Source organism: Nonomuraea bangladeshensis (assembly GCF_039529455.1).
In the GTDB taxonomy this organism is placed as follows: domain Bacteria; phylum Actinomycetota; class Actinomycetes; order Streptosporangiales; family Streptosporangiaceae; genus Nonomuraea; species Nonomuraea bangladeshensis.
Map to the genome: position 1 here is coordinate 585,736 of NZ_BAAAMV010000009.1, position 25,232 is coordinate 610,967.

29 protein-coding genes and 1 tRNA gene are annotated in these 25,232 nt (G+C 71.4%); 14 read left to right on the top strand and 16 right to left on the bottom strand.

Annotated features, from left to right (window positions below; translation table 11 throughout):
- Positions 1-45 precede the first annotated feature (45 nt).
- A complete protein-coding gene (pknB, locus tag ABD292_RS32135; protein ID WP_344213909.1) occupies positions 46-1,911 on the top strand; it encodes a Stk1 family PASTA domain-containing Ser/Thr kinase in 1,866 nt (621 codons plus the stop codon).
- A 146-nt stretch (positions 1,912-2,057) separates the two neighbouring features.
- Here the strand turns inward: pknB and ABD292_RS32140 are convergent, their stop codons facing one another.
- From ABD292_RS32140 to ABD292_RS32150, 3 genes are read right to left on the bottom strand one after another with little or no spacing between them, the layout of a single operon-like run.
- Positions 2,058-2,630 carry an anthranilate synthase component II gene (locus ABD292_RS32140; protein WP_344213911.1) on the bottom strand — a complete coding sequence of 191 codons (573 nt, stop codon included), beginning with the start codon at positions 2,628-2,630 and terminating at the stop codon, positions 2,058-2,060.
- On the bottom strand, positions 2,627-2,785 hold the full coding sequence (locus ABD292_RS32145; protein WP_344213913.1) for a hypothetical protein: 159 nt from the start codon (positions 2,783-2,785) through the stop codon (positions 2,627-2,629). The genes ABD292_RS32140 and ABD292_RS32145 overlap by 4 nt, the downstream gene beginning before the upstream one ends.
- A 7-nt stretch (positions 2,786-2,792) precedes the next feature.
- Positions 2,793-3,416, bottom strand: a complete 624-nt coding sequence (locus ABD292_RS32150) for a class E sortase (protein ID WP_344213915.1) — start codon at positions 3,414-3,416, stop codon at positions 2,793-2,795.
- Positions 3,417-3,560: 144 nt separating this feature from the next.
- On the opposite strand from ABD292_RS32150, the gene ABD292_RS32155 reads away from it, so the two are divergent.
- The gene (locus tag ABD292_RS32155; RefSeq protein ID WP_344213917.1) at positions 3,561-3,806 is read left to right on the top strand and encodes a cell division protein CrgA; all 246 of its coding nucleotides are present in this window, start codon (positions 3,561-3,563) and stop codon (positions 3,804-3,806) included.
- A 66-nt stretch (positions 3,807-3,872) separates the two neighbouring features.
- Here ABD292_RS32155 and ABD292_RS32160 read toward each other — a convergent pair whose 3' ends face one another.
- Positions 3,873-4,745: a rhomboid family intramembrane serine protease gene (locus ABD292_RS32160; RefSeq protein WP_344213919.1), complete on the bottom strand. Its 873-nt coding sequence runs from the start codon at positions 4,743-4,745 to the stop codon at positions 3,873-3,875.
- A gap of 62 nt (positions 4,746-4,807) precedes the next feature.
- Positions 4,808-5,344, bottom strand: a complete 537-nt coding sequence (locus ABD292_RS32165) for a peptidylprolyl isomerase (RefSeq protein ID WP_344213921.1) — start codon at positions 5,342-5,344, stop codon at positions 4,808-4,810.
- Positions 5,345-5,500: 156 nt separating this feature from the next.
- On the opposite strand from ABD292_RS32165, the gene ABD292_RS32170 reads away from it, so the two are divergent.
- The 3 genes from ABD292_RS32170 to ABD292_RS32180 all read left to right on the top strand — a co-directional run bounded on the left by ABD292_RS32170 (position 5,501) and on the right by ABD292_RS32180 (position 7,581).
- Positions 5,501-5,989 (top strand): hypothetical protein, encoded by a 489-nt coding sequence (locus tag ABD292_RS32170; RefSeq protein ID WP_344213923.1) that lies wholly within the window; start codon positions 5,501-5,503, stop codon positions 5,987-5,989.
- Positions 5,990-6,086: 97 nt separating this feature from the next.
- Positions 6,087-7,166, top strand: coding sequence for an Rv3169 family protein (locus tag ABD292_RS32175; protein ID WP_344213925.1), 1,080 nt, complete (start codon positions 6,087-6,089; stop codon positions 7,164-7,166).
- 130 nt (positions 7,167-7,296) lie between these two features.
- Positions 7,297-7,581, top strand: coding sequence for a hypothetical protein (locus ABD292_RS32180; protein WP_344213927.1), 285 nt, complete (start codon positions 7,297-7,299; stop codon positions 7,579-7,581).
- A 9-nt stretch (positions 7,582-7,590) separates the two neighbouring features.
- Here ABD292_RS32180 and ABD292_RS32185 read toward each other — a convergent pair whose 3' ends face one another.
- The 5 genes from ABD292_RS32185 to ABD292_RS32205 form a co-directional block, all read right to left on the bottom strand.
- Complete coding sequence (locus ABD292_RS32185) at positions 7,591-8,532, bottom strand: GNAT family N-acetyltransferase (RefSeq protein ID WP_344213929.1); 942 nt, start codon at positions 8,530-8,532, stop codon at positions 7,591-7,593.
- 21 nt (positions 8,533-8,553) lie between these two features.
- Positions 8,554-8,946 (bottom strand): SgcJ/EcaC family oxidoreductase, encoded by a 393-nt coding sequence (locus ABD292_RS32190; RefSeq protein WP_344213931.1) that lies wholly within the window; start codon positions 8,944-8,946, stop codon positions 8,554-8,556.
- Between the two features lie 114 nt (positions 8,947-9,060).
- On the bottom strand, positions 9,061-9,627 hold the full coding sequence (locus tag ABD292_RS32195; protein WP_344213933.1) for a PadR family transcriptional regulator: 567 nt from the start codon (positions 9,625-9,627) through the stop codon (positions 9,061-9,063).
- 71 nt (positions 9,628-9,698) lie between these two features.
- Positions 9,699-10,484 (bottom strand): MBL fold metallo-hydrolase, encoded by a 786-nt coding sequence (locus tag ABD292_RS32200; protein ID WP_344213935.1) that lies wholly within the window; start codon positions 10,482-10,484, stop codon positions 9,699-9,701.
- Positions 10,485-10,512: 28 nt separating this feature from the next.
- Positions 10,513-12,297 carry a flavin-containing monooxygenase gene (locus ABD292_RS32205; protein ID WP_344213937.1) on the bottom strand — a complete coding sequence of 595 codons (1,785 nt, stop codon included), beginning with the start codon at positions 12,295-12,297 and terminating at the stop codon, positions 10,513-10,515.
- Positions 12,298-12,450: 153 nt separating this feature from the next.
- On the opposite strand from ABD292_RS32205, the gene ABD292_RS32210 reads away from it, so the two are divergent.
- Positions 12,451-13,785, top strand: coding sequence for a hypothetical protein (locus ABD292_RS32210; protein ID WP_344213939.1), 1,335 nt, complete (start codon positions 12,451-12,453; stop codon positions 13,783-13,785).
- On the opposite strand, the gene ABD292_RS32215 is transcribed toward ABD292_RS32210, so the two are convergent.
- Positions 13,769-14,386 carry a cadmium resistance transporter gene (locus tag ABD292_RS32215; RefSeq protein ID WP_344213941.1) on the bottom strand — a complete coding sequence of 206 codons (618 nt, stop codon included), beginning with the start codon at positions 14,384-14,386 and terminating at the stop codon, positions 13,769-13,771. The genes ABD292_RS32210 and ABD292_RS32215 overlap by 17 nt on opposite strands.
- 40 nt (positions 14,387-14,426) lie before the next feature.
- Here ABD292_RS32215 and ABD292_RS32220 point away from each other — a divergent pair, with 40 nt between their 5' ends.
- Both ABD292_RS32220 and ABD292_RS32225 read left to right on the top strand, forming a co-directional pair.
- On the top strand, positions 14,427-15,140 hold the full coding sequence (locus ABD292_RS32220; RefSeq protein ID WP_344213943.1) for a hypothetical protein: 714 nt from the start codon (positions 14,427-14,429) through the stop codon (positions 15,138-15,140).
- A gap of 99 nt (positions 15,141-15,239) precedes the next feature.
- Complete coding sequence (locus ABD292_RS32225) at positions 15,240-15,758, top strand: universal stress protein (RefSeq protein WP_329588066.1); 519 nt, start codon at positions 15,240-15,242, stop codon at positions 15,756-15,758.
- On the opposite strand, the gene pdxR is transcribed toward ABD292_RS32225, so the two are convergent.
- The gene (gene pdxR, locus ABD292_RS32230) at positions 15,714-17,120 is read right to left on the bottom strand and encodes a MocR-like pyridoxine biosynthesis transcription factor PdxR (RefSeq protein ID WP_344213946.1); all 1,407 of its coding nucleotides are present in this window, start codon (positions 17,118-17,120) and stop codon (positions 15,714-15,716) included. The two genes, ABD292_RS32225 and pdxR, sit on opposite strands and share 45 nt — an antisense overlap.
- A gap of 67 nt (positions 17,121-17,187) precedes the next feature.
- Between pdxR and ABD292_RS32235 the strand changes: the two genes are divergently transcribed.
- A complete protein-coding gene (locus tag ABD292_RS32235) occupies positions 17,188-17,637 on the top strand; it encodes a carboxymuconolactone decarboxylase family protein (protein ID WP_344213948.1) in 450 nt (149 codons plus the stop codon).
- Complete coding sequence (locus tag ABD292_RS32240) at positions 17,634-18,851, top strand: MFS transporter (protein ID WP_344213950.1); 1,218 nt, start codon at positions 17,634-17,636, stop codon at positions 18,849-18,851. Before ABD292_RS32235 ends, ABD292_RS32240 begins: the two co-directional genes overlap by 4 nt.
- A gap of 19 nt (positions 18,852-18,870) precedes the next feature.
- On the opposite strand, the gene ABD292_RS32245 is transcribed toward ABD292_RS32240, so the two are convergent.
- From ABD292_RS32245 to ABD292_RS32255, 3 genes are read right to left on the bottom strand one after another with little or no spacing between them, the layout of a single operon-like run.
- On the bottom strand, positions 18,871-21,078 hold the full coding sequence (locus tag ABD292_RS32245; RefSeq protein WP_344213952.1) for a heavy metal translocating P-type ATPase: 2,208 nt from the start codon (positions 21,076-21,078) through the stop codon (positions 18,871-18,873).
- A 30-nt stretch (positions 21,079-21,108) separates the two neighbouring features.
- A complete protein-coding gene (locus ABD292_RS32250; protein WP_344213954.1) occupies positions 21,109-22,068 on the bottom strand; it encodes a hypothetical protein in 960 nt (319 codons plus the stop codon).
- On the bottom strand, positions 22,065-22,280 hold the full coding sequence (locus ABD292_RS32255; protein ID WP_344213956.1) for a heavy-metal-associated domain-containing protein: 216 nt from the start codon (positions 22,278-22,280) through the stop codon (positions 22,065-22,067). Before ABD292_RS32255 ends, ABD292_RS32250 begins: the two co-directional genes overlap by 4 nt.
- Positions 22,281-22,762: 482 nt before the next feature.
- Here ABD292_RS32255 and ABD292_RS32260 point away from each other — a divergent pair, with 482 nt between their 5' ends.
- The 3 genes from ABD292_RS32260 (at position 22,763) to ABD292_RS32270 (ending at position 23,716) form a co-directional block, all read left to right on the top strand.
- Positions 22,763-22,882 carry a DLW-39 family protein gene (locus ABD292_RS32260; protein WP_020542320.1) on the top strand — a complete coding sequence of 40 codons (120 nt, stop codon included), beginning with the start codon at positions 22,763-22,765 and terminating at the stop codon, positions 22,880-22,882.
- Between the two features lie 15 nt (positions 22,883-22,897).
- Entirely contained in the window at positions 22,898-23,626 is a 729-nt protein-coding gene (locus ABD292_RS32265; RefSeq protein WP_344213959.1) for an HAD-IA family hydrolase, read from the top strand.
- 17 nt (positions 23,627-23,643) lie between these two features.
- Positions 23,644-23,716, top strand: a tRNA-Ala gene (locus ABD292_RS32270).
- 96 nt (positions 23,717-23,812) lie between these two features.
- Here the strand turns inward: ABD292_RS32270 and ABD292_RS32275 are convergent.
- Positions 23,813-24,478: a class I SAM-dependent methyltransferase gene (locus ABD292_RS32275; protein WP_344213961.1), complete on the bottom strand. Its 666-nt coding sequence runs from the start codon at positions 24,476-24,478 to the stop codon at positions 23,813-23,815.
- A 62-nt stretch (positions 24,479-24,540) separates the two neighbouring features.
- Here ABD292_RS32275 and ABD292_RS32280 point away from each other — a divergent pair, with 62 nt between their 5' ends.
- Positions 24,541-25,179 (top strand): TetR/AcrR family transcriptional regulator, encoded by a 639-nt coding sequence (locus ABD292_RS32280; RefSeq protein WP_344213963.1) that lies wholly within the window; start codon positions 24,541-24,543, stop codon positions 25,177-25,179.
- Positions 25,180-25,232: the final 53 nt, after the last annotated feature.

The window sequence follows — 25,232 nt, forward strand, 5'->3', positions numbered from 1 at the left end:
GAGCAGGCCGGTACCCAAGATGAACGGTAAGGGACAGTGCAGGAAATGACTCAGCCTCGGCTACTCGGAGGTCGTTACGAGCTCGACGGTGTCGTCGGGCGCGGCGGCATGGCTGAGGTGTATCGCGCCCGAGACATCCGGCTGGACCGCATAGTCGCGATCAAGACCCTCCGCTCCGACCTGGCGCGCGACCACACCTTCCAGGCCCGCTTCCGCCGCGAGGCGCAGTCGGCGGCCTCACTCAACCACCCCGCCGTCGTCGCGGTGTACGACACCGGCGAGGACGTCACCGACGGCGCGCCGGTCCCGTACATCGTGATGGAGTACGTCGACGGCCGCACGCTGCGCGACCTGCTGCGCCAGGACCGGCGGCTGCTGCCGGAGCGCGCGGTCGAGCTGGTCGACGGCATCCTTCGGGCGCTCGACTACAGCCACCGCGGCGGCATCGTGCACCGCGACATCAAGCCGGCCAACGTGATGATCACCCGTGCGGGCGACGTCAAGGTGATGGACTTCGGCATCGCCCGCGCCATGGCCGACTCGGCCGCCACGATGACGCAGACCGCCCAGGTGATCGGCACGGCCCAATACCTCTCGCCGGAGCAGGCGCGGGGCGAGCGGGTCGACGCGCGCAGCGACATCTACTCCACCGGCTGCCTGCTCTACGAGCTGCTGACGGGCCAGCCGCCGTTCACCGGCGACTCGCCGGTCGCGATCGCCTACCAGCACGTCCGCGAGGAGCCGATCCCGCCGTCGCAGATCGACCCCGAGATCCCGGCCTGGGCCGACGCGATCGTGCTCAAGTCCATGGCCAAGGACCCCGCTCAGCGCTACCAGAGCGCGGGCGAGATGCGCGCCGACATCCAGCGGGCGATGTCCGGCATGCCGACCGACGCCCAGACGATGGCGATGAACGCCGGCGGCTACCAGGGCACGCGCATGATGACGGCCACGCACGCGGCGACCGGCCCGGCCACGCAGCGCACCAACGCCGTCCCGCCCTACGAGTACGGCGACGGCGATGGCGGCGGCCGTGGCGGCCGGCGCCGGGCCTCAGGAGGCGGCGGCAACGGCCTCAAGACCGCCCTGTGGATCATCATCCCGCTGCTGATCATCGGCGCGTTCGTGACGGTCGGCTACATCGTCTTCGCCAACGGCGGCGGCGGCGCCACCTCCGACAGCCAGGTCACGATCCCCTCACTCGCCTCGCAGGAGCGGGCGTACGCGGAGGAGCAGCTCAAGGCGCTCGAGCTCAAGGTCGAGGTCGTCCAGGAGAACAGCTCCGAGATCGACAAGGGCAGCGTGATCCGGACCGACCCGCCGGAGGACACCAAGGTCGAGAAGGGTTCGGCGGTCAAGCTCTACGTCTCCAAGGGCCCGGCCAAGAAGAAGGTGCCGGACGGCCTCATCGGCCTGTCCCAGGAGGACGCGATCGCCGCCCTCGAGAAGGAGGGCCTGCGCGGCACGGTCAAGACCAAGGTCTCCAGCAAGAAGCAGGGCACGGTCATCGACACCAACCCCAAGGCCGGCGAGGAGATCGAGGAGAACGGCACCGTCACCCTCTTCGTGCCCAAGGAGCTGGGCGAGGTGCCGAGCGTCATCGGGCTCACCCAGGAGGACGCCTCCGCGCAGATCAAGGCGGCCGGCTTCCGGGTGAAGGTCGTTCCGCAGCCGAGCGACCAGCCGCAGGGCACGGTCATCCAGCAGAACCCCGGCGAGGGGGCCAAGCTGGCGCCCAACACGACGATCACGATCGTGGTGTCCACCGGGCCGCAGCAGCCGCAGCAGCCGACGCAGGAGCCGAGCGACGACTTCCCCGAGCAGCCCAGTGACGAGCCGACCAGCGACAACCCGATCGACGAACCGCCGACGAACGACAACCCGATCGACGACGAGCCCGACGGGTTCTAGCGACCGGTCCTGACGCCGCTGAGGGCCGCCTCTCCCTTCCGGGAGGGGCGGCCCTCGGCGTTTCTGGGACGAAAAAAGAACGCCCCCGCCGCTCGGGGGCAACGGCGGGGACGTTCACTGGTAAGTCGGTGGCAGCGCGACATTTGTTACATGGTTCGCCGAAGCCAATTTTCCAGCAGCTTGTAGCCGTGCTCGGACAGGACCGATTCGGGGTGGAACTGGACGCCCTCGACCGGCGCCCGGCGGTGGCGCAGGCCCATGACCACGCCGTCGGCGGTGCGCGCGGTCACCTCCAGCGCCTCGGGCACCGTCTCGGGCAGGACGGCGAGCGAGTGGTAGCGGGTCATCCGCACCGGCGAGGGCAGCGTCTCGAACACGCCCTCGCCGTCGTGCAGGATGTCGCTCGTCCGGCCGTGGAACAGCTCGGGCGCGCGGGTGACGGTGGCTCCGAAGGCGACGGCGATGGCCTGGTGGCCGAGACAGACGCCGAGCAGCGGCTGCCGCCGCGCGACCGCCCGGCGGACCAGCGGGACGCTCACGCCGGCCGCCTCGGGGGCGCCGGGGCCGGGGCTGACCAGCACGCCGTCGAAGCCGTCGGCGTCGGCCTCGCGCACCTCGTCACGCGGGCGCACGTCGCACTCGGCCCCGAGGACGCGCAGGTACTGCACGATCGTGTGGACGAAGCTGTCGTGGTTGTCCACCACCAGCACGCGGCTCATTCCTTGACCGTCACCTCGTCGAGCGTCACCAGCGGCTCCAGTAGCGGAAAGACCACAAACCACAGTACGGCCACCACGGCCATGACCAGCACGGCGGCGGTCAGGACGCGGCGGGGCAGGGGGCCGGGCAGCTTGCGCCAGAGCCAGGCGTACATCTGGGGCTCATTCCTTCCTGAGCTGGGTCTCCTTGAGCACGCCGTACACGATGAGGCGCTGGGCGGCGGAGTACTCCGGATGGCAGGTGGACAGCGTGATGTAGGCACGGATGGGGCGGATGTCGGGCTTGCCGGGCACGGGGGCGAGCACGTCCACCTCGTCGGGCTCCACGACGTCCTGGGAGGTGACGCGGTAGGTGTAGCGGGCCTCGCGGGCGTCCACCACGATCTCGTCGCCGCGTTCCAGCTCGTCGAGCCGGTTGAACGGGGCCGCGTACGTGGTCCGGTGCCCGGAGACCACGAAGTTGCCGATCTGGCCGGGCAGGGCGCTGCCCGGGTAGTGGCCCGGCCCCTTCCTGAGCTGGTCGGCGCCGACGCCTTCGACGATCGCGTACCGGTAGCCGGGGCCGAGCTTCGGGATGCCGAGCACGGCGACGGCCCGGCCCAGGTCGATCCGGTCGAGACGGCCGCGCTCGCCGGCCGCCTTCGCCGCGGCCAGCTCGCGCTGGAGCAGCAGTTGCTGGCTCCGGGTGTAGGCGCCGGTGCCCCAGAGCAGATAGGCGCAGAACAGCATGAGGATGAGGCCCGCGGTGATGCTCGTCTCCCCCAGGGCCCGGAGCGCAGCCCGCATTCGATCAGGGTAGACGGGGGAGTCGCGGCGGCCGGGGATCGCCAGGACGTGCGCGTGGCGACTATCCTGGGCCCGTCTCGATTAGGCTAACCGAAGAGCCTGCGGACGATCCGGATGCCCCAGGCCCTCAGCAGGAGTTACCCAGTGCCCAAGTCCAAGGCTCGTAAGAAGGCGGTTTACACGCCGCCGCAGAGGTCGCAGCAGGTCAAGGTCAGCCCGCGGTGGCTGGCGCCGACGATGGTCGTCTCGTGGATCATCGGCATCCTGTGGATCGCGGTCTACTACGTCGCGCCCAGCACGCCCTTCATCGGCGAGCTCCAGAACTGGAACCTGCTGATCGGGTTCGTGTTCATCATCTTCGGTGTGGTTCTTTCCACCCGCTGGCGTTAGTTCTTTCCACAGTTTTTTCCACACCCTGTGGGCGCCGTCACGTGGCGGCCCTCGTTCAGGCCCCGTTCAGGCCCCGACGGCGGCCTGGATGGCCGACACGCGCACCAGCACCAGGGCGATCAGCACGATCAGCACGCCCGCGATGGTCGCCGCCTGCCACAGGGTCCGGTTCCTGCTGGGGGCGTAGGCGATGGCCGCCGCCAGCAGCGAGCCGGTGATCAGTCCGCCGACGTGCCCGGTCCAGCTGATGCCCGAGACCACGAAGGTGATCGCCAGGTTGATCACGATCAGCACGGCGATGCCGCGTACGTCCATGTTGAGCCGGCGGCCGACCACGAAGACCGCGCCGAACAGGCCGAAGATGGCGCCGGAGGCGCCGACCGTCGGCTGGCTGAGCGGGTCGAGCCAGAGGCCGAGCACGCTGCCGCCGAGCGCGCTGATCAGGTAGATCGCGATGTAGCGGGCGTGGCCGAACGAGCGCTCCAGGTAGGGGCCCACGACGTAGAGCGCCCAGGAGTTGAACAGGATGTGCATCACGCCGCCGTGCACGAAGGCGGCGGTGATCAGCCGGTGGTACTGCTCGCCGAGCGCGACCCCGGCGGGCCACATCGCGAGCTCGCCGGTGACGCGGTCGCCGGTGAGATATTGGGCGCCGAAGATCAGCAGGTTGATGACCAGGATCGCGTACGTGACGATCGGCGTGCGTACGACGTTGCCGCCGAAGGTGGAGCGGGCCTGACGGATGCCGCGGTTGCCCTCGGCCACGCATTCGGGGCACTGGAAGCCGACTGCCGCGTCACGCATGCAGTCGGGGCAGATCGGGCGCTCACAACGCTGGCAGCGGACCCAGGTTTCCTTGTCGGGATGCCGGTAGCACGTGGGCACGGCCTCGGCCGGCTGCTCCGGCTGAGGGGGCGGGCTGGGCGGCTGGCTGGTCATGACCGAAAGCCTATGGCCTGTTACGGCTTGCTGCGCTTCGCCCGCCCCTCAGGAACGCGGGCTCAGCCCTGCACGCGGTCGATGGTGACCGACTCCAGGATGACGTCCTCGATGGGCCGGTCGCGGGCGTCGGTGCGGGTCTTGGCGATGGCGTCGACGACGTCCTGGCCCTCGATGACCTCGCCGAAGATGGTGTGCTTGCCGTTGAGGTGCGGCGTCGGGACGACCGTGACGAAGAACTGCGAGCCGTTGGTGCCCTTGCCGAAGCGGATGCCCGCGTTGGCCATGGCCAGCAGGTAGGGGCGGTTGAACCAGAGCTCGGGGTGGATCTCGTCGTCGAACTCGTAGCCGGGGCCGCCGATGCCCTGACCCAGCGGGTCGCCGCCCTGGATCATGAAGCCCGGGATGACGCGGTGGAAGATGGTGCCGTCGTAGTAGCGGCCCGTGCTCTTCTCGCCGGTGCCCGGGTGCGTCCATTCGCGGGTGCCTTCGGCCAGCTCCACGAAGTTGCGCACCGTCTTCGGCGCCCTGTTGGGAAAGAGTTCGACCTTGATGAGGCCGCGGTTGGTCTGCAGGTTAGCGATCAGCTTCTCAGCCACGAGACAGCTGCCCCCCTTTATGTACAGGGTTGTTGGTGATCTTGTGCGAACTGTGGCCTTATGGCCGCTGTGACCATCCTCCCACGGACCGCAATGAATGGACCGCCTCCCCCAGGGAAGGTCAGGCTCGGGATCCCAACGACAGGGGAGGTTGTCGTGTCCCTGACACTGAGAAAGCGCCGCGTGGCCATAGAGGTACCCGCCACGTGGATGGGTCGCGTGAAGACCCGGGCCGTGCAAACCGGCGAACGCATGTCGCCGATGGCCGACCAGGCCAGGATGGCCGCCACGCACCGTATCGAGGACGCCCGCTCGTGGGCGGCACCGCGGCTGGAGTCCGCGGCGCACGGCATCGAGGACCAGGTCGCTCCGTACATCAGCTCCATGCTGACCGCGGCGGCCAGGAAGATCGAACCGGCTCGGACACGGTCGCGCAAGTGGCCGATGCTCGTCCTGATGACCGGACTCGCGGTGGGTGCGATGGGCTACATGGCCTACCGCCGCAATGCCCAGCAGTGGACCGAGCACATGAAGGACTCCGCCTCCGATGCCTCACGGTGGGTCAGTGAGAAGGCGGACCGTACCGCCGATATGGCGAGCGGTGTGTCGGACCGGGCGGACGAGACGTCTCGCAAGATGTCCTGATCCGGCGACCAGGGTAGGCGCCTCCGTGCTCCGGCACGGGGGCGCTTCTCCTTTCCGGGGGGTTTGACCGCTTACCAAGCGCTTGCTACAAACGGACATGAGCCTGTCGCCCCTCGACGACCACCCCGTCCACCAGGCGGCCCAGGTCATGCGGCACGTGACCACCTCCGACCGCAACTTCTACGACCGCTACTACTTCAACTGCCATGCGGGCACCGACGAGCTCATGCTCATCGTCGGCCTCGGCCAGTACCCCGACCTGGGCGTCACCGACGCCTTCGCCCTGGCCCGCCGGGGGGACCTGCACCGGGTGGTGCGGGCCTCGCGCGAGCTCGGCGCGGACCGGATGGACACCGGGGTCGGGCCGTTCCGGGTCGAGGTGGTCGAAGGGCTGAAGCGGCTGCGCGTGGTCCTGGAGCCGAACGCGTACGGGCTGTCCTTCGACCTGAGCTGGGAGGGCACGATCCCGGCCACCCTGGAGCCGCGGCACTTCCTGCGCTGGCAGGAGCGGGTGATGTTCGACTCCGTCCGGCTCGCGCAGACCGGCCGCTGGTCGGGGCACGTACGGATCGGCGACGAGGAGATCCCGGTCACGCCGGACCGCTGGCTGGGCACCAGGGACCGCTCCTGGGGCATCCGCCCGGTCGGCGAGGCCGAGCCGCCCGGCATCCAGTCCAGGAACGCCGGCACCTTCTACTGGCTGTACGCCCCCATGAGCTTCGGCGACCACGCGATCCTGTGCATCGTCCAGGAGGACGAGCGGGGCCGGCGGCTGCTGGAGGAGGCCGTCCGGGTGTGGGCGGACGGGCGCGAGGAGGAGTATCTGGGCCGCCCCGACTACCGGCCCGTCTACGCGCCCGGCACCCGGGACGTCGTCGAGGCCGTCATCACCTTCACCCCGCCCACCGGCAAGCCCTTCGACGTGCGCTGCACCCCCGTCCTGCCGGTCCACCTGATGGCCGGCACCGGCTACGGCCTCGAACCGGACTGGCGGCACGGGATGTACCAGGGGCCGGATCCGGTGGTGCAGGGGGTGACGTACCGGCTGCCGGAGGACGCGGACCGGATGTGGGGGCTCGTGGACGCGGTGGGGCGTTTCGAGTACGACGGGCTGGTGGGACACGGCCTGTTCGAGTACTGGGCCCTGGGCCCGCACCCGTCGTTCGACCGGGGATAGCGCGTCGCCGCCCATTCTCGTAGCGACGCGGCTACTATCTGCTACTCAGACGAGGAGATACAACCACCGGGGCGACGAGTCCGGGAGGCGGCCCGGCTCGCCCGGCTTTCCCTCCTCGCCGCTGCCGCCGATGCGGACCGGTGACTGGCTGGCCAAGCCCGCCTCGCGCATCGCCGGCGCCTTCCATGAGGTCGAGGACGCGGCCGGTTGGCTGGCCCGCGAGCTTGGCAAGGTGCGCGCGTCCCTCATCCGGCCGGAGCGCATCCCCCTGGAGGAACGCCTGGTCAACGCCAGGGACGCGCTGCCCAGGGGCGTGGACGTGCAGTGGGGTGAGTGGCTGAAAGGTGGCAGGTTCGTGAGCCTGGGGCTGATCTGCTGCCCCAACCGGCACGTGTCGCATCCCTGCCCCTCATGAGCAGCCGCTTCACACCGGGCGGGAGTACGCCGTGCTGCGGTGGGCGACGGCGAAGCCGGCGCGTTCGTACACGGCGACCGCGCCCGTGGGGTTGGCGGCGTCCACGCCGAGCCCGGCCGCGTCGTAGCCCTGGGCGGTGAAGGCGGCGAGGGCGTGGGCGAGCAGCGCGCCGGCCACGCCCTTGCCGCGCCACTCGCGCAGCGTGCCGACGATCTGGATCCAGGCGACGCGCTCGCCGGCCGGCGTCTCGCGGTGATGGGTCATGAGCACGCCGACGGCCCGCCCGTCCGCCACAGCCACGAACGACGAGCCCGGCAGGAAGTTGGGCGGGCCGGTGATGGCGGCCCGCCAGCTCTCCGGGGTGTGCGGCACGCTGCCCCAGTGGTCGCGGAAGGACTGGTTGCGTACGGCACGGGCGCCTTCGTCCAGGTCCGGCGACCAGGGAAGGACGGACACGCCGGCCGGGGGCCGGACGGCGGGCAGGTCGCCCGGCAGCGGGCGGGCCATGCGGGCGAAGGTGCGTACCGGGACGAACCCGGCGGCCTCCGCGAGCACCGCCGCTCCGGGGTCGGTGGCGTACGCGGTGAGGTGGACCTCCGCGGGAACGCCGGGGAAGGCCCGCGCGCTCAGCGCCGGGGCGGCACGCAGGCTCCAGTTCACGATCCGCCGGCCGAGGCCGCGGTGGCGGTGGTCCGGATGCACGCCGCCCCAGAGCCGCATGGTGTGCGTCTCCGGGGCGGACTGCATGACCGGCAGGTGGCCGAAGGCGATCAGGCGGTCGCCCTCCCAGGCCGCGAGGGTGCCTTCGGCCAGGTCGAGCAGCGGGCTGGAGAGGTAGCCGGCCACCTCGTCCACGCCGTGGGCCACGCCGGCGCGGTCCACGGCCTCCATCGCGCCCAGCAGGTCGGCCAGCGGCCGGGCGTCCGCCAGGGTCAAAGGCTCCCATTTCATGACAAGGGAGCCTAGGTCAGCTCACGGCTTGACCACGCGCGAGTTGTGGAAGGAGGCGAAGCGCCAGCCCTCGGGGGTGCGCAGCGCCGTGAAGGTGACGGTGGACGTCCGGCTCGGGTCGGGGACGCCGTTCACGGACGACGACCCGCCCGTCACGACCACGGCGACGTCGTCGGTGATGTGCCTGATGCTCGGCTCGACGTCGCTCTCGTCGAGCTTGATCGCGCTGCGGAACAGCCCCCGGTGCGTCTCCTCGATCGCCTCGCGGCCCTTGAGGTGCAGGCCGAAGAAGGTGACGTAGTCGGCGTCCGCGGTGAACAGCTCCGCGTAGCCGGCGGAGTCGCCGGCGTTCCAGGTCTCGGTCAGGCGGGCGAGCAGGCCGTTGATCTCGACGGTGGATTCGGTGGTGGACATGACGCGGTTCCTCTCGGTCGCGGCGCCTATCCTGGGCTTTGCGAGTCCGGACAGGGCAGGCGCCTTGGTCGGATGCCGGCCGCCGTGGTGTTGGCGCACCTCGGCGGCCGTTTTTCAGGTGGGCGAGCTCCAGTCGAGCTCGCCCTGGTCCAGCCGGGCGAGCAGGTCGCCGAGCCAGGCCAGCTCGGCCCGGTGCAGCGCCTGCTCGTACTCCAGCTCCAGCGCGAGCACGGCGGGCAGGCCGTTCTCCGCCATGGCCCGCCGGTGGGCGTCCATCCCGGCGAGGACGCCCTCGATCGTCGCGGCGCGGGCGCGCAGCGCCCGCTGGGCCTCGGGCGGCGGGAGGCAGCCCATGAGCGAGACCGCGGCGACGAACGCGCGCCGGTCGGGGTCGGGCCGTTCCAGGAGCAGGCGTAGCCGGGCGGCCAGCTCCTCCCGGCCCTCGTCGGTGATCTCGTAGACCGTGCGCTCCGGCCTACGGCCCTCGCGGTCGGTCTTCGCGGGCACGATGAGCTCGTCCCTGGCCAGCCGCTCGACCGCGTGGTAGAGGCTGCGCGGCAGGCCGGTGATGTAGTCCTTGTGCCAGTCGACGATGAGCCGGTGCAGCTCGTACGGGTGAGCGGCGCGCAGCGTGAGCAGGGCCAGGACCGTGAGCCCGACCAGATCGTGGCGGCGCGCCATGATGCTCCTTCCTATAGTGCAATTTGCACTATAGGCGCGTGCAGCACCGGAAGTCGAGAGTCCGAGGGCGATCAGGCGTCGAGCTGCAGGAAGGCGCGGTCGATCGCCTGCCTGCTGGTCTCCTCCGGGTACGGGAAGCGGCCGATGAGGTCACGCAGTCCTTCCGTGTGCGCCCGCCTGGCCAGGTCGGCCACCAGCGCCAGCTCGGCCTGCTGCCCCGACGCGTACGCGCGGTCCACCACCGCGCCGTGCCCCGGCACGATCACCGGCTCGGGCATCTCCCTGAGCATCGCGGCCAGCGTCACCGGCCAGTCCAGCGGGTACGAGTCCCCGAACGCGGGCGGCGCCCCCTCCTCCACCAGGTCACCCGCGAACACCACCCCCGCGTCCGGCACCTGCACGACGACGTCGTTGCTGCTGTGCCCGAGCCCGAAGTGCCGCAGATGCACCATGCGCCCGCCGATGTCGAGGCTCGCCGCGCTGGTGAACGTGCAGTCCGGCGCGACGATGGTCACCTCCTCCACCTCGGGAAGCCGTTCCAGGAGGGCGGCGCGCTGCTGCTCGCCGTACGTCTCGATCTCCTCGGCGCAGCGGGTGTGGCCCCAGATCTCGGCGGGGCGGAAGAGCGCGTTGCCGAAGTAGTGGTCGAAGTGGGAGTGGCTGTTGACGACCGTCCAGGGGCCGTGGGTGATCGTCCTGATCGCCTCGATCAGGTCGGCCGCCTGGCGGTGCGAAGCCCGCGTGTCGAGCACCAGGCAGTGCCCGTCGTCGCCCACGACCAGGCCGGTGTTCATGTCGTAGGAACGGTGCCGGCGGACGTAGACCCGGTCGCCGATCTCCTGCCACTTCTCGTCCATGGCACCGAACCCTACTTTTCACCTCCACCTATGGCATACAGGTGAACCGGAGCCCTTCGAACGTCCCCGAGGACCGCCACTGGTCGATGTAGGTGAAGAACGCCGCCGCGCCCCCGGGATAGCCGCCGTTCAACCGCCCGCGTACGCCCAGGTCCCGCCCCTCGTTGTTGTAGTAGCCGGGCGTGCAGTCGGGCGAGCCGAGCAGCGGGCCGTTGCCGGACAGCAGCAGGTCCACCCAGCCGTTCTCGGCCTCCTCGGTGACCTCGACCTCGGTGTGGCCGTTCGCCAGGGCGTGCGCGACGACGGTGGCGACCGTGCGGCCGGCCTCGGTGAGGTTGTGGGGGATGTTGGAGAGCAGGTTCGCGCCCTGGGTGTGGCCGATGAGGAAGGCGTTGGGGAAGCCGTGCACGTGGATGCCGTGCAGCGAGCGCATGCCGCCCGCCCAGTGCTCCGACAGCCGGCGGCCGTCGCGGCCGATCAGGTCGTAGCCGGCGCGGCGGGTCCAGTCGGTGCCGACCTCGAAGCCGGAGGCGTAGATGACGCAGTCGACCTCGTACTCGCGGCCGGCGACGACGCCCTTCTCCGTGATGCGCTCGACGCCCTTGCCGTCGGTGTCCACGAGGTGGACGCCGGGCAGGTTGAACGCCTGGAGGTACTCGTCGTGGAAGCAGGGGCGCTTGCAGAGCTGGCGGTACCAGGCCTTGAGCCCGCGCGCGGTCTCCGGGTCGCGTACGACGGCGTCCACGCGGGCGCGGATCTCCTCCATCTTCTCGAAGTCGGAGTCCTCGAAGGCGGCCAGCAGCGTCTGCGGGGTGATCTCGGGCAGCTCTGCGACCCTGGCCCTGACCCGGCGGGCGAGGTCGGTCCAGCCGTCCATCACCAGGTCCTCATCGGCCTGGGCCCCGGTCTGCATGGCGGTGAAGTTCTCCAGCCAGCGCCGCTGCCAGCCGGGCGTGGCGATGCCGGCGAACCATTCGGGGTCGGTGGGGCGGTTGTCGCGTACGTCCACGCTCGACGGGGTGCGCTGGAAGACGTACAGCTCGGCGGCGGCCCTCGCCAGGTGGGGGACGCACTGGACGGCGGTCGCGCCGGTGCCGATGATCGCCACCCGCTTGTCCGCCAGCCGGTCCATGGGAGCGCCGGCCGGGTCGCCGCCGGTGTAGGCGTAGTCCCAGCGGCTGGTATGGAAGGCGTGGCCGCGAAAATCCGCCATCCCGGGGATGCCGGGGAGCTTCGGCACGTGCAGCGGCCCGATGCCCATGACGACGAACTGCGCCGTGAAAGCGTCGCCCCGGCCGGTGCGCACCAGCCACCGGCCGCCGAGCCATTCCAGGCCGGTGACCTCGGTGTGGAACAGCGCGTCGTCGTAGAGGCCGAAGTGCTTGCCGATGCGGCGGCAGTGCTCCAGGATCTCGGGCGCGTGCGCGTACTTCTCGGACGGCATGTGGCCGGTCTCCTCCAGGAGCGGCATGTAGACGTACGACGCCGTGTCGCACTGCGCTCCCGGGTAGCGGTTCCAGTACCAGGTGCCGCCGAAGTCGCCGGCCTTGTCGAGGATGCGCACGTCCTGGACGCCGGCCTCCTTGAGCCTCGCCCCGGTGAGCAGCCCGGCGAAGCCGCCGCCGATGACCGCGACCGTGACGTGGTCGGTCTTGGGGGCGCGCTCGGTCCTGGGCGTGTACGGGTCGTCCAGGTAGTCGGCGGGCAGGCGGAGGTACTGGTCGTTGCCGTCCGGGCGGAGCCGCTTGTCGCGCTCCTCGCGGTATTTGCGGCGCAGGGCCTCTTTGTCGATGCGGCCGATCGCGGCTGTCATGCGTCCTCCGGTGGATTGTCCGAGGCGATTCCAGAATCACATTCGGCGCCGGTCGCCGACAAGGCCCCGCGCTGGACGGCCGTCGGGCGAGTTGAGGGCCGCTATGGTGATTAATCCGTACGTAAAGAAGCTGCCCGAGGAAGCTGCACCGCCTTGGCTCATCGCGCGCTGGTCATCGCCCTCCTGCCCGCCATCGGGCTGCGCGTGCTCGCCGTGCTCGGGTTCCCGCCCGCGCTGCTGTTCTACGGCGACTCGTTCGCGTTCCTGCGCGAGGAGCTGACGCCCGGCACCGCCCGGCCGTCCGGCTACTCCCTGCTGCTCGCGCTGCTGCGCCCGGCCCACAGCCTGACGCTCGTCACGGTCCTGCAGCACCTGCTGGGGCTGGCGCTCGCGATCGGCGTGTACGCCCTGCTCAGGAAGCGCGGCCTGCCCGGCTGGGGCGCGACGCTGCTGGTCACCCCGCTGCTGTACGACGAGTTCCTGATCCTCCTGGAACACATGATCATGGCGGACGCGGTCTTCGTCGCGCTCGTCACGGCGGCCGTCGTGCTCGTGGTCTGGCGGGTCACCCCGGCCACGGCGGCGACCGCCGGGCTGCTGCTCGGCCTGGCCGGCATCACCAGGACGGTCGGCCTGCCGCTGCTGCTGCTCACGGCCGCGTACCTGCTGGTCCGCCGGTACGGCTGGCGCCCCCTCGTGGCGCTGGTCGTGGCGGGGGCGATCCCGCTCGGCGCGTACGCGACCTGGACCAAGGCCGAGAAGGGCAAGTTCGCGCTCACCGAGGCGGACGGCAACTTCCTCTGGTCGAGGACCATGAGCTTCGCCGACTGCGCGGTGATCGACCCGCCGGAGCGCCTCGCCGTGCTCTGCCCGAACATGCCCGTCGAGCAGCGCCCCTACCCGCCCCACTGGCTGTGGGAGGACTTCTCGCCGCTGCTCAAGGTGCCGGGCACGGCCAACCGCAACCAGCTCGCCGGGGAGTTCGCCCGGCAGGCCATCCTCGCCCAGCCGGTCGACTACCTCGCCGCCGTGGCGACCGACCTCCGGCAGCTGCTGCGCTGGGAGCGCACGGCCGTGGACGAGAAGACGCCGTACAAGCTGCCCGCCGCCGAACGGCCCATCAGCGAGTCCGTGCGCGGCATCGCGGAGTCGTACGAGGCCGGGCCGGCCGCCACGCGGGTGGTAGAGCCGTACGCCGGCTGGCTGCGGGCCTACCAGCGCTTCGGGTACGTGCCGTTCCCGCTGCTGATGGTCGCGCTGGTGGCCGCGTTCGGGCTCATGGTGTGGCGGCGGCGCTGGGACGCGCTGCTCCCAGCGCTGGTCGCGCTCGCGCTCGTCGTCTCGCCGCCGTTCCTCGCCGCCTTCGACGTCCGGTACGTGGTGCCGGCGATCCCGCTGATCTTCCTGGCCCTCGGCCTCGCCCTGAGCGGACGTACCACGGAGCCCGCCGCCGAGCAGGAGTCCGCGGTGCTCAGCCGAGCAGGATGACCAGCCCGACGGCGATCAGCACGAGGGGGAGCAGCACGTGCCCCCAGCGGCTCAGCGCGCGGGCGACGAGCGGCCGGGTGGCGAACAGCCGGCCCGCCAGGCACCAGACGGCGACCAGCACGAGGAAGACGGCCGCGTACCCGGCGATGCCGGCCGGGCCCGAGGTGGCGAAGACCGGGACGTAGACGCCCACGTTGTCGCCGCCGTTGGCGAACGTGACGGCGGCCACCGCGAGCGCGCCGGGACCGCCCGGACCTCCTCCGGGTTCCTCCTCGTCCCCGCCGTTCCGCTCGCGCCAGGCCCGCCAGGCCGCGCGGACGCCGAGGGCGAGGGGGAGCAGGCCCAGGTACGGCAGGACCTGCTCGGGCAGCAGCGTGGCCCCGAGCGCGGCGGCGACGGACACCGCGAGGATCGCCGCGAAGCCGAGGTACTGGCCGAGGACGATGCGCGCCGCGCCGCCCCGGTGCCCGGCGGCCTGGGCGAAGAACAGCGCGAGCAACACGAGATCGTCGACGTTCGTGACGGCGAACAGCCCGGCGGCCTGCGCGACGACGCCTCCGATGCTGTTCCCGGTGTGCATGGGCACCATGATCCCGGACATGCCTGGCGGGTAGCCGCGGGGTTGGCATAATGACCGCCAAATGGCGAAATTTCAGGGTCTGGCGGAGTATGCGGCGGCGATCGCCCCGATCATCGACGCGGCCCACGTCAACGTGCACGCCACGGCCCGCCGCGCCGCCACCGAGCTCGCCGAGACCTCGGGCGTCACCCCCGGCCTCCTGCCCGACCTGCGCTTCGTGCTCCCCCTGCGCCCGCTGACCCGCGCCGGGCTCGCCGTGATCCACCGCTACCACGACCCGGCTGCGCTGGAGGACGCCGTCCTGGAGCACCTGCGCGAGGGCACGCTGGCCGACGGGGACGACGGCCTGCGGCTGACCGCCCGCGGCCTCGCGTACGTCCACGGCCTGTACGAGGTCCACGCCGCCGCCACCGCCCGTGCCTGGCCAGGCGACCTGCGTGTTCTGGCCGAGCTGGCCGGCCGCGTCCTGGAGCACGCCGAGCGCGTCCCCGGCGGGGCGCTGGAGCTGGTGGCGCCGCCGTACGAGCCGGGCGGCGCCTCCCCCGGCGTGCTGCTGTTCAACCGCCTGGCCGCGCTCCGCTACCACCGCGCCGACGCCCACGCCGCGGCCTGGGAGGCGGCGGGCCTGTCCGCGGCCGAGATCGTCGGCCTCCGGGACGGCCCGGTGCGCGCGGAGGTCGAGGCGGCCACGAACCTCCGCGCGGGCCGGCCGTACGCCGCGCTGTCCGCCGCCGAGCGCGACGCCCTCCACGACGGCCTGCTCACGCTCATCTGATCCGCCTCCCCGACCGGCGACGCCGAAGTTCGCAAAGTCCCACCTCCCGGTAACCGGCCGGGTGGCGCACTATGGTCGTACTTCTCATCAGGAGGCACCGTGGAACAGGAACTGCCCGGCGGTGCGAGGCTGATCGTGGGAGTGGACGAATCCCCGGCCTCGCGCTGGGCGCTGGCCTGGGCCATCGGGGCGGCCAGGCTGCACCGGATGGCCCTGGTCGCCGTGCACGTCAGTCGCGCGCCGGTCCATCCCTTCCCCGAGGCGCTGCCCGTGCAGCACGCGGTGCGGGCGGGCGAGGAGGCCCGCTGCGCCGAGGTGATCACGGCGGCGTTCGAGGACGTGGCGGGCGGGGTGCCCGACGACCTCACGACGGCCGCCATCGGCCGGGTCGGCGACCCCGGCTACCATCTCGTCGATCTCGCCGGCGAGGGCGACCTGCTGGTGCTCGGCCGGGGGAGACGCGGGCTGTTCAGCCGCATCTTCCTGCCCTCCACCAGCATGTACTGCGCGCGGCACGCGCGTACGACGGTGGTGATCGTGCAACAGCCGGCCGCGCCGGACGACCCCGAGCTGTCAGGTGACCGAGGCCGGCGGTCCTGGGGCCGCCGGCATCCGTAGCGAGCGGCCCAGCAGGCGCAGGCCCTCAGGGACCAGGTCCCTGGTGATCCCGCCGTAGCCCAGCACCAGCCCGGATTGCGGAGCGCCCTCCGCGCAGTACGCCTCCAGCCGCTCCACCGCGAGCCCCGGCGCCGGCTCGAAGGACACGCCGGGCGCGAGCCGGGCGCACAGGTGCAGCCCAGCGCTGGAGGGCACCGGCCGCAGCCGCTCGTCGGCGGCCAGCGCCTCGGCGATGGGCGCGTGGCGGGCGGCGTACTCGCGGGTCGCCTTCCTGATGTGCCGGGCCAGCAGCCCCTCGTCGATGAAGCGGGCGAGCGCCGCCTGCGCCGGCAGCTCCCCGTGCCAGTCGGACAGCTGCTTCGCGGTGCGCAGCGCGGGCGCGAGCGAGGCGGGCGCGACGAGGAAGCCGAGCCGCAGCATGGGGAGCAGCGTCTTCGAGAACGAGCCGACGTAGATGACCCGGCCCGCCCGGTCGAGGCTCTGGAGGGGCGCGAGCGGGCGTTCGCCGAAGCGGAACTCGCTGTCGTAGTCGTCCTCGATGAGCACCGCGCGGCGGCGCTCGGCCCAGGCGAGCAGCGCGGCGCGGCGGGCCGGCGACATGGGCGTGCCCAGCGGGAACTGGTGGGACGGCGTCACGTACACGACGCGGGCCGCGCCGGGGATGGCCGCGACGTCGATGCCCTCGGCGTCCACCGGCACGGTCGCCACGCGCGCGCCGAGCGAGCGGAACAGCAGGCGGGCCGGCCAGTAGCCGGGCTCCTCGACGGCCACGCAGGCGCCGGGCTCGATCAGCACCCGGCCGATGAGGTCGAGGGCCTGCTGGGCGCCGTTCGTGATGAGCACGTCGCCGGGCCCGGCGTGGACCGAGCGGCTGAGGCCGATGTGCCGGGAGATCGCCTCGCGCAGCGCCGGGTGCCCGGCCGGGTCCGCGTAGCCGCCGATGCCGGCGCGCAGCTCGCGGGCCACCAGGCGGCGCCAGGTCTGCATGGGGAACAGGCGGGGGTCGGGCATGCCGACGCGGAAGTCGTAGCGGGCGGGCGGGACCTGCGGGGGCGGGCTGAGGTCCGCCCAGGGCGCGCGCGGGAGGATGACGCCCTTCGGCGCGGCCCTGCCGCGCACCGGCGCGGCCGAGACGAACGTGCCCGCACCCGCCCGGCCCACGAGGAAGCCGTCGGCCACCAGCCGGTCGTAGGCGAGCGCGACCGTGTTCCTGGAGATGTCCAGCCGGCGGGCCAGCTCGCGGGTCGGCGGCAGGCGCTCGCCCGAGCGCAGCCGGCCGTCGAGGATGGCGTCCATGAGCTGCCGGTACACCTGGGCGGCCAGGTTGCCGCGCCCCTCGTGAAGGGTGATGTGCACGTCCATCTTGGCCCAATCAATTGGCTGGAAATTGGAGCTTATCCTGGGACAAGCCAGGCGCGAGGATGAACTCATGACCGAACGCATGAACCTCGGATCCCTGGCCCGCGAGGCCTACCGCGGCATGGCCGGCCTGGACCGCTTCGTCGCCGCGAGCCCCCTCCCCACGTCCCTCGTCCACCTCGTCAACCTGCGGGCCAGCCAGATCAACGGCTGCGTCTACTGCGTGGACATGCACAGCGCCGACGCCAAGAAGGAAGGGGAGAGCGACGCGCGGCTGCACGCGGTCGCCGTGTGGCGGGAGGCGCCGTTCTTCACCGAGCAGGAGCGGGCCGCGCTCGCCTTCACCGAGGCCGCCACCCGGCTGTCCACCGACGACGTCACCGACGCGGTCTGGAACGAGGCCGCCGCGCACTTCAGCGAGGAGGAGCTGGCGGCGCTCGTGGTCGCGGTGGCGGCGATCAACGCCTGGAACCGGATCGGCGTCTCCACCCGCATGACTCCGGAGTCGTACCAGCCATGACCACCCTCACTCTCGCCGCCCCCACCCCCGCCGGCCGCCTTGGCTCAGGGCGGCGCGTGCTCGCCCAGGCGCAGTTCGCGAACTCCGTCGGCGACGGGGCCTACCTCGTCGCCTCCGCCTTCTACTTCGCGAAGGTCGTGGGCCTGCCCCCGGCCCAGATCGGCATCGGCCTCACGGCGGGCTGGGCGGTCGGCATGGTGGCGGGGGTCCCGCTCGGGCACCTCGCCGACCGGCGCGGCCCGCGCGGCGTCGCCGTGGCGCTGGCGGTCGCGACCGCCGTCGCGGTGGCCTCGTTCGCGCTGGTCCGCTCGTTCGTGCCGTTCCTGCTGGTCACCTGCCTGTACGGCATCGCGCAGACCGGCCTGTCGGCGGCCCGCCAGGCACTGCTCGCCGGCCTGGTGCCGCCCGCCGAGCGGACCGCGGCCCGCGCGATGCTCCAGGCCACGCTGAACGGCGGGCTCGCGGCGGGGGCCGGGCTCGGCGGGATCGCGTTGTGGCTGGACACGCCCGCCGCGTACACGGCGCTCTTCGCCCTCGACGCGGCCGGCTTCCTCGTGGCCGCGGCCCTCCTGCTGCGGCTCCCCGCGCTCCGCCCGGTGAGCTCCGCCCCCTCCGGCCGGTTGACCGTGCTGCGTGACCGGCCGTACGCGCTGGTCACGCTGATCAACGCGGTGCTGCTGTTCTACATGCCGCTGCTCAGCGTCATCGTGCCGCTGTGGATCGCCGGTCGCACGTCCGCGCCGTCCTGGGTGGTGGCCGCGCTGCTCCTCGTGAACACCGGCAGCGTGCTGGCCTTCCAGGTGCGGGTGGCCCGCCGGGTGCGGACCCTGCGGGAGGCGTCCGCGTCGGTGCGCCGGGCCGGGCTGATGATGCTGGCGGCCTGCGCGGTGTTCGCGCTCAGTCCGTACGGGTGGCCGTACCTGCTGGTGGGTGCCGCGCTGCTGGTGTGGGGCGAGATGCTGCTGGCGGCCGGCGCCTGGGAGATCAGCTTCGGCCTGGCCCCCGACGACAGGCAGGGCCAGTACCAGGGCTTCTTCGGCACCGGCACCGCCGTGGCCCGCATGCTCGGCCCGGTCGCGCTCACCACGCTCGTCCTCGGCGGCGGGACGCTGGGCTGGCTCGCCCTCGGCGCGATGTTCGCGGCGGCCGGCGCCGCGATGACGCCGGCCGTCCGCTGGGCCCGCCGCTCGGCCTCGCGCTCAGAACGCGCGTAGCTTCGACGCCCGCCCCCGCTCAGCGGAACGCGCGGAGCCGCAGGCTGTTGCTGACCACGAACACGCTGGAGAACGCCATGGCCGCCCCCGCGATCATCGGATTGAGCAGCCCCGCCGCCGCCAGCGGCAGCGCCGCCACGTTGTACGCGAACGCCCAGAACAGGTTGCCCTTGATGACCGCCAGCGTCCGGCGCGAGAGCCGGATCGCGTCCGGCGCCACCCGCAGGTCGCCGCGCACCAGCGTCAGATCGGCGGCCTCGATGGCGGCGTCGGTGCCGGTGCCCATCGCCAGCCCCAGATCGGCCTGGGCCAGCGCGGCGGCGTCGTTGACCCCGTCGCCCACCATGGCCACGACCTTGCCCTCGCCCTGGAGCCGCTTGACGACGTCCACCTTCTCGGCGGGCAGCACCTCGGCGATCACCTCGTCGATGCCCACCTCGGCGGCGACCGTACGGGCCACGGCCTCGTTGTCGCCGGTCAGCAGCACCGGGGTGAGCCCCAGCGCCCTGAGCTGCGCGACCGCCTCCTTGCTGGTGGGCTTGACGACGTCCGCCACCACCAGCAGCGCCCGCGCCTTGCCGTCCCAGCCGACCGCGACGACCGTACGGCCCTTGGCCTGCTCCTCCTCCAGCTCGGCCGCGAGGTCCGCGGGCAGGTGCTGTGACCACTCGGCGAGCAGCCTGGGGCGTCCGACCAGCACCGCGTGCCCGTCCACGATCCCCTGCACGCCGAGCCCCTCGACGTTCGCGAAGTCCTCGACCTTGGCCTGCGAGGCGGCCTCGCGGGCGACGGCCTGGGCGATCGGGTGCTCGGAGGCGTTCTCCAGCGCCCCCGCCAGCCGCAGCACCTCCTCGCGGGTCTCCCCCTCGGCCAGGTGCACGGCGGTCAGCGTCATGCGGCCCTCGGTGACCGTGCCGGTCTTGTCCAGGACGACGGTGTCCACCTTGCGCGTGGACTCCAGCACCTCGGGGCCCTTGATGAGGATGCCGAGCTGCGCGCCCCGCCCGGTGCCGACCAGCAGCGCCGTCGGCGTGGCCAGGCCCAGCGCGCACGGGCAGGCGATGATGAGGACCGCCACCGCGGCCGTGAACGCCGCCCCCGCCCCGTTGCCGGTGCCGAGCCAGTAGCCCAGCGTGGCGACCGCCAGCGCGATCACCACCGGCACGAACACGCCCGAGATCCGGTCGGCCAGCCGCTGCACCTGCGCCTTGCCGGTCTGCGCCTCCTCCACCAGCCGCGCCATCTGCGCGAGCTGTGTGTCGGCGCCGACCCTGGTGGCCCGGACGATGAGCCGGCCGCCCGCGTTGACGGTCGCGCCGGTGACGCCGTCGCCCGGCTTGACCTCGACCGGCACCGACTCGCCGGTCAGCATCGAGGCGTCCACCGCCGAGGAGCCCTCCTCGACCACGCCGTCCGTGGCGATCTTCTCCCCCGGCCGCACCACGAACCGGTCGCCGGTCTGGAGCCGTTCGACCGGCACCCGGCTGCCGTCGGCCAGCTCCACGTCCTTCGCGCCGAGCTCCATCAGCGCCCGCAGCGCCGCGCCCGCCCGCCGCTTGGAGCGGGACTCGAAGTAGCGCCCGGCCAGGATGAACGCCGTCACCCCCGCCGCCGCCTCCAGGTAGATGTTGCCGGAGCCGTCGGTGCGCTCGATCGTGAACTCGAACGGGTGCGTCATCCCCGGCGTGCCCGCCGAGCCGAAGAACAGCGCCCAGAGCGACCAGCCGAGCGCCGCCAGCGTGCCCATGGAGATCAGCGTGTCCATGGTGGCCGCGCCGTGGCGCAGGTTGGTCCAGGCCGCCTTGTGGAACGGCCAGCCCGCGTACACCACGACCGGCGCCGCCAGCGTCAGCGACAGCCACTGCCAGTTCGGGAACTGCAGCGGCGGGATCATCGCCATCGCCACCACCGGGACGCTGAGCACGATCGCGGTGATCAGCCTGCGGCGCAGCTCGTCCGGCGGCTCCGCCTTCTCCTTCCCCTCCTCCTCGGCGGCGGGCGGGGCGGGGAGCGCGGCGGTGTAGCCCGCCTTCTCGACCTCCTCGACCAGCGCCCGCGGATCGAGGCCCTCCGGGAAGGTGACCTTCGCCTTCTCGGTCGCGTAGTTGACCGTCGCGGTCACGCCGTCGAGCTTGTTGAGCTTGCGCTCGATCCGGTTGGCGCAGGACGCGCAGGTCATGCCGCCGATCGTGAGCTCGACAGCCTTGCCCTCGGTCATGGAGGACATGTCACCTCTCCCTTCGTCGCGTCCGTGCCGTTAGTGGCCGTGGTCGTGGGTGGCCGAGGGCGCGTGCCCGTCGGCCAGGGTGGCGGGGACGGTGAAACTCGCCGTCCGCACCTGGTCGTCGTGCTGGAAGTCGAGGAACAGCCGGTAGTTGCCGACGCTCGGCACCTCGGCGTAGAACGTGATCTCCGGCCCGGCCTGCTCGCTCTCCTCCGGGTGCACGTGCAGGTAGGCGAGGTCGCCCGCGCGCAGCGCGACCAGATGTCCGTACGCGCCCAGGTATGGCTGGAGGTCCGTCACCGGCTTGCCGTTCTTGCTGACCGTGAGCGTGAGCTTGCTCGACCGGCCTGGCACCAGGTTCCCTGCGAGGTTCACAGTGTAGTCACCGACCGTCGCCGTACGGCTGACGTGCGGCAACGGCTGCGGCTGGTAGTCGCCCGCGGCCTGGAGGTCGGCGCCCAGCGTCAGCTTCTCGCCGCCCTCGGGGCCTTCAGGGACGAAATCGGCGAAGGCGCGGTAGGCGCCGGGGGCGGGCAGCGTGAGGCTGGTCTTCCAGGTGCCGTCCGGGGCCATCTCGGGATGGACGTGCTGGAAGCTGGTGAGGTCGCGGGAGACGACGATGAAGTGCATCTTCTTGTCGTGCTCGACCTTGTAGCCGGTCACGGGGCGCTGATCGGGGCCGGTGACGCGGAACGTCAGGTCCATCGGGCGGCCGGTGACCGGGGTGGTGAGCAGGGAGAGGGTGTAGCCGTTCTGGGACACCTGGAGCCCCCCGGGGGTATCAGTTCTGGTAGTGGTGGCGCTGTTGGTGGTGGCCTCATGACCGCCGTCCGCGCCGTCGTGCCCGCCCGTTTCCGCATGCTCCGCCACCGCTGCGGACTTCCCCTGGGTGGGGGCGTCACCGGGGCCGGTGACCCGCCCTACTCCCAGGGCCCCGCCGAACACGACGGCCAGCCCCAGGACGTAGGCGCCCAGCTTGCCGGCGGCGTTCATGACCGGCCTGCCAGTTCGTACCCGGCTTCTTCCACGGCGGCGGCGATCCTCGCCTGCTCGACGGGCTCGTCACTGCTCACCGTGAGCAGGCCGCTCTCCAGCTCGACCTCGACGGAGGTGACGCCGGCGACCTCGCCGACCTCCTCCTTCACCGAGCTGACGCAGTGGCCGCAGGTCATGCCCTTGACGGTGTAGGTGGCGGTAACGGTCATCACGGTCTCCTCAACATGGTCAAATACGTCCTCTTCGAGTCTAACACCGTACCCCCCTAGGGTATTTCGGTGCCCCGCCTCTCCCTATGACGTACGGACAGAGGCGGTCCAGCGGCGGGCCGTTCGCTCACAGCGTCCCGCCCAACCACTGCGAACCTAACATACCCCCCTAGGGTATGAGCAAGCCCCCGAATCCGGACAGGCGGCCCCGTCGGCACGTGAGAACCGTCACCCCTGGATATGGTGGGCTCTTGAACACGCGAAGACTCGCCGAGCACCCGCTCGCTTGAAAAGTTGCCTGAGCAGTCGTTTCGGCACCTGCCCGTATCCCTATCCATCCCCCAATCCGCACATTTCACCGCTCAATCCGCACATCTGGTCCGCGCACAACACGAGGACCGCAGCCATCCCTTGCTAGGCTGCATGTCAACCGTTGGGTCTCACCCCGGCAGGTGAGGCCGTCGAAGAAGTGGGGTCACACCGTGAAGAAGCTGCTCGTGCTTGCGCTGATCGCCCTCGGGGGGCTGCTGATCTGGCGCAAGGTGCAGGCCGACCGCGCCGAGCTCGATCTCTGGACCGAGGCGACCGGCAGCGAGAACTAACCGACCGGCGAGGCGATGAGTGACATCGTCCCCATCAAGCTGGTGTGCCTGGACCTTGCAGGCACCACGGTCGGTGACATCGCCATGGTCGAACGCGCCTTCGCCGAGGCGATCGCGACACAGGGCATAGTGCCCGGGACCGGAGCGTACGCGCGAGCCATGGTTCACGTGCACCGGTCCCGGGGCTGCCCCAAGATCGACGTCTTCCGCGGCATCTTCCCCGGCAACGAGGCCCAGGCCCAGGCGGCCAACCTGACCTTCGAGCGCTCCTACGAGGGCACCCTGGAGCGCGCGGGTCTCGAACCCATGCCCGGCGTCCTCGAAGTCCTCGACAAGCTCCGCGGCAACGACGTCAAGCTCGCCCTGATCACCGGCTTCAGCCGCACCACGCTGAGCCGCGTCCTCGGCATCCTCGGCTGGCACGACCGCATCGACCTCGCCATCAGCCCGGAAGACGCGGGAGGCCGCGGCCGCCCCTGGCCCGACATGGTCCTCCACGCCGTCCTTCGCCTCGGCATCGCCGACGTACGCAACGTGGCCGTGATCGGCGACTCGGAGAGCGACATGCTCTGCGGCCGCCGCGCCGGCGCCTCCGTGGTGGCCGGCCTCATGACCGGAGTCCACAGCCGCGAACGCCTCCTCAAGGGCGGCGCGACCCACATCCTGGACTCCATCGTCGACTTCCCCGACCTGATCCTGAGCGACAGCATGGGCGCGACGCAGGTGGCATCCTCCGCCCGGTAAGCTATCTTCGTCTCGAAGGGGCCTTAGCTCAGTTGGCAGAGCGCCTGCTTTGCAAGCAGGATGTCAGGAGTTCGAATCTCCTAGGCTCCACTCCAAGCAAAAGGCCACTTCCCCTGATCGGGGAGGGGCCTTTTCGGTTTTATACGGCTACCACAGTTGTAGGGCGCGTTCAGCGCCGCCTTGGCGCTAGGCGACGCGTCGCAGCGTGAACCAGAAGGTCGGCACCGAGTTGGTGCCCGGTGTGACGTCGAGGAGTTCCCAGCCGGCGAACCTGGCCCGGAGTTCGTCGGCTGTGACGCCCGCCGCCCACGACTTGATCTCGGTGGTCGGGTTGTCGAGCGGCTCGGGGCCGTACCCGAACATCAGCAGCCGTGCTCCGGGAGCGGCGCGGTGGGTGAGCCCGGCGGCGTAGGCGTCGCGGCGGTGCAGCAGGATTCCGCAGTAGCAGCTCAGGTCGAAGAACAGGTCGAAGGGGCCGGGCACGTTCAGCTCGTCGAGGCGGGTGGCGTCTCCGTGCAGCAGCCGCACCGTCACTCCCGCCGCCTCGGCCCTCTGCCTGGCCTGGTCGACGGCGCGGTCGATCAGGTCGACGGCCGCCACCTCCCAGCCGTGCCGGGCGAGGTAGATGGCGTTGGTTCCCGTGCCGCAGCCGAGTTCGAGGGCGCGGCCGGGCGGCAGCGCGCCTTGCCCCTCTACCAGGGCCACCAGCTCGGGCGGGGTGACGCCGGTGTCCCATGGCGGCTTGCCGGCTCGGTAAAAGCCCTCCAGTGCGCGGTGTACGGACTCCTCCTCCTGGGCCTGTTCCGTTGGGGTCAGGTCCGAGTCCGGGTTCTGGGCGTTGAGCTGATCCATCGTCTCCTCCAAAGAAGCTAGAGTTGAACTCTAGTGTCGAACTCTGAAGTTATACTCGCAAAATGGAGAGAGTCAACCGGCCGGACAAGCGAGCCGAGCGCTCACGCCGTACCCGTGAGAAGGTCGTCGAGGCGGCTCGCGAGTTGTTCGTCGCACAGGGTTACGGAGCGACGAGCCTTCAGGAGGTCGCCGACCGGGCAGGTGTGGCCGTCCAGACGGTCTACTTCGTCTTCCGCAACAAGCGGACGCTGTTCAAGGACGTCGTCGACACGTCCATCGCCGGGGACACCGAGCCCGTCGCCACCATGGATCGTGAGTGGTTTCGAGCCGCGTGCGCCGAGCCCACCGCGGCCGGGCAACTGCGCGCGCACGTCCGCGGCACCTGCGAGATCCTGGGCCGGGTCGCCCCGATCATGCCGCTGATCGCGTCCGCTGCGGCCACCGACCCCGAGATCGCCGCGCAGTGGCCGGATGGGCCCGACCCGCGTTACACCGTGCAGTACGCGGCGGCCGAAGCCCTGGTCGGCAAGCCCGACGTCCGGTCCGGCCTCTCCGTCGAGATAGCGGCGGATCTGCTGTTCGGCCTGCTCAGTCCGGAGCTCTACCTGATCTTCGTCCGCGACCGCAGCTGGTCGGCGGACACGTGGGAAGAGTGGGCCCGCACCACTTTGACCTTCCAGCTCTGCGCCGGCCCAGGGTAGTGATCACCTGATACCTGCGTTCCGCGTAATTCAGTAATTTCAAACGACTCGGC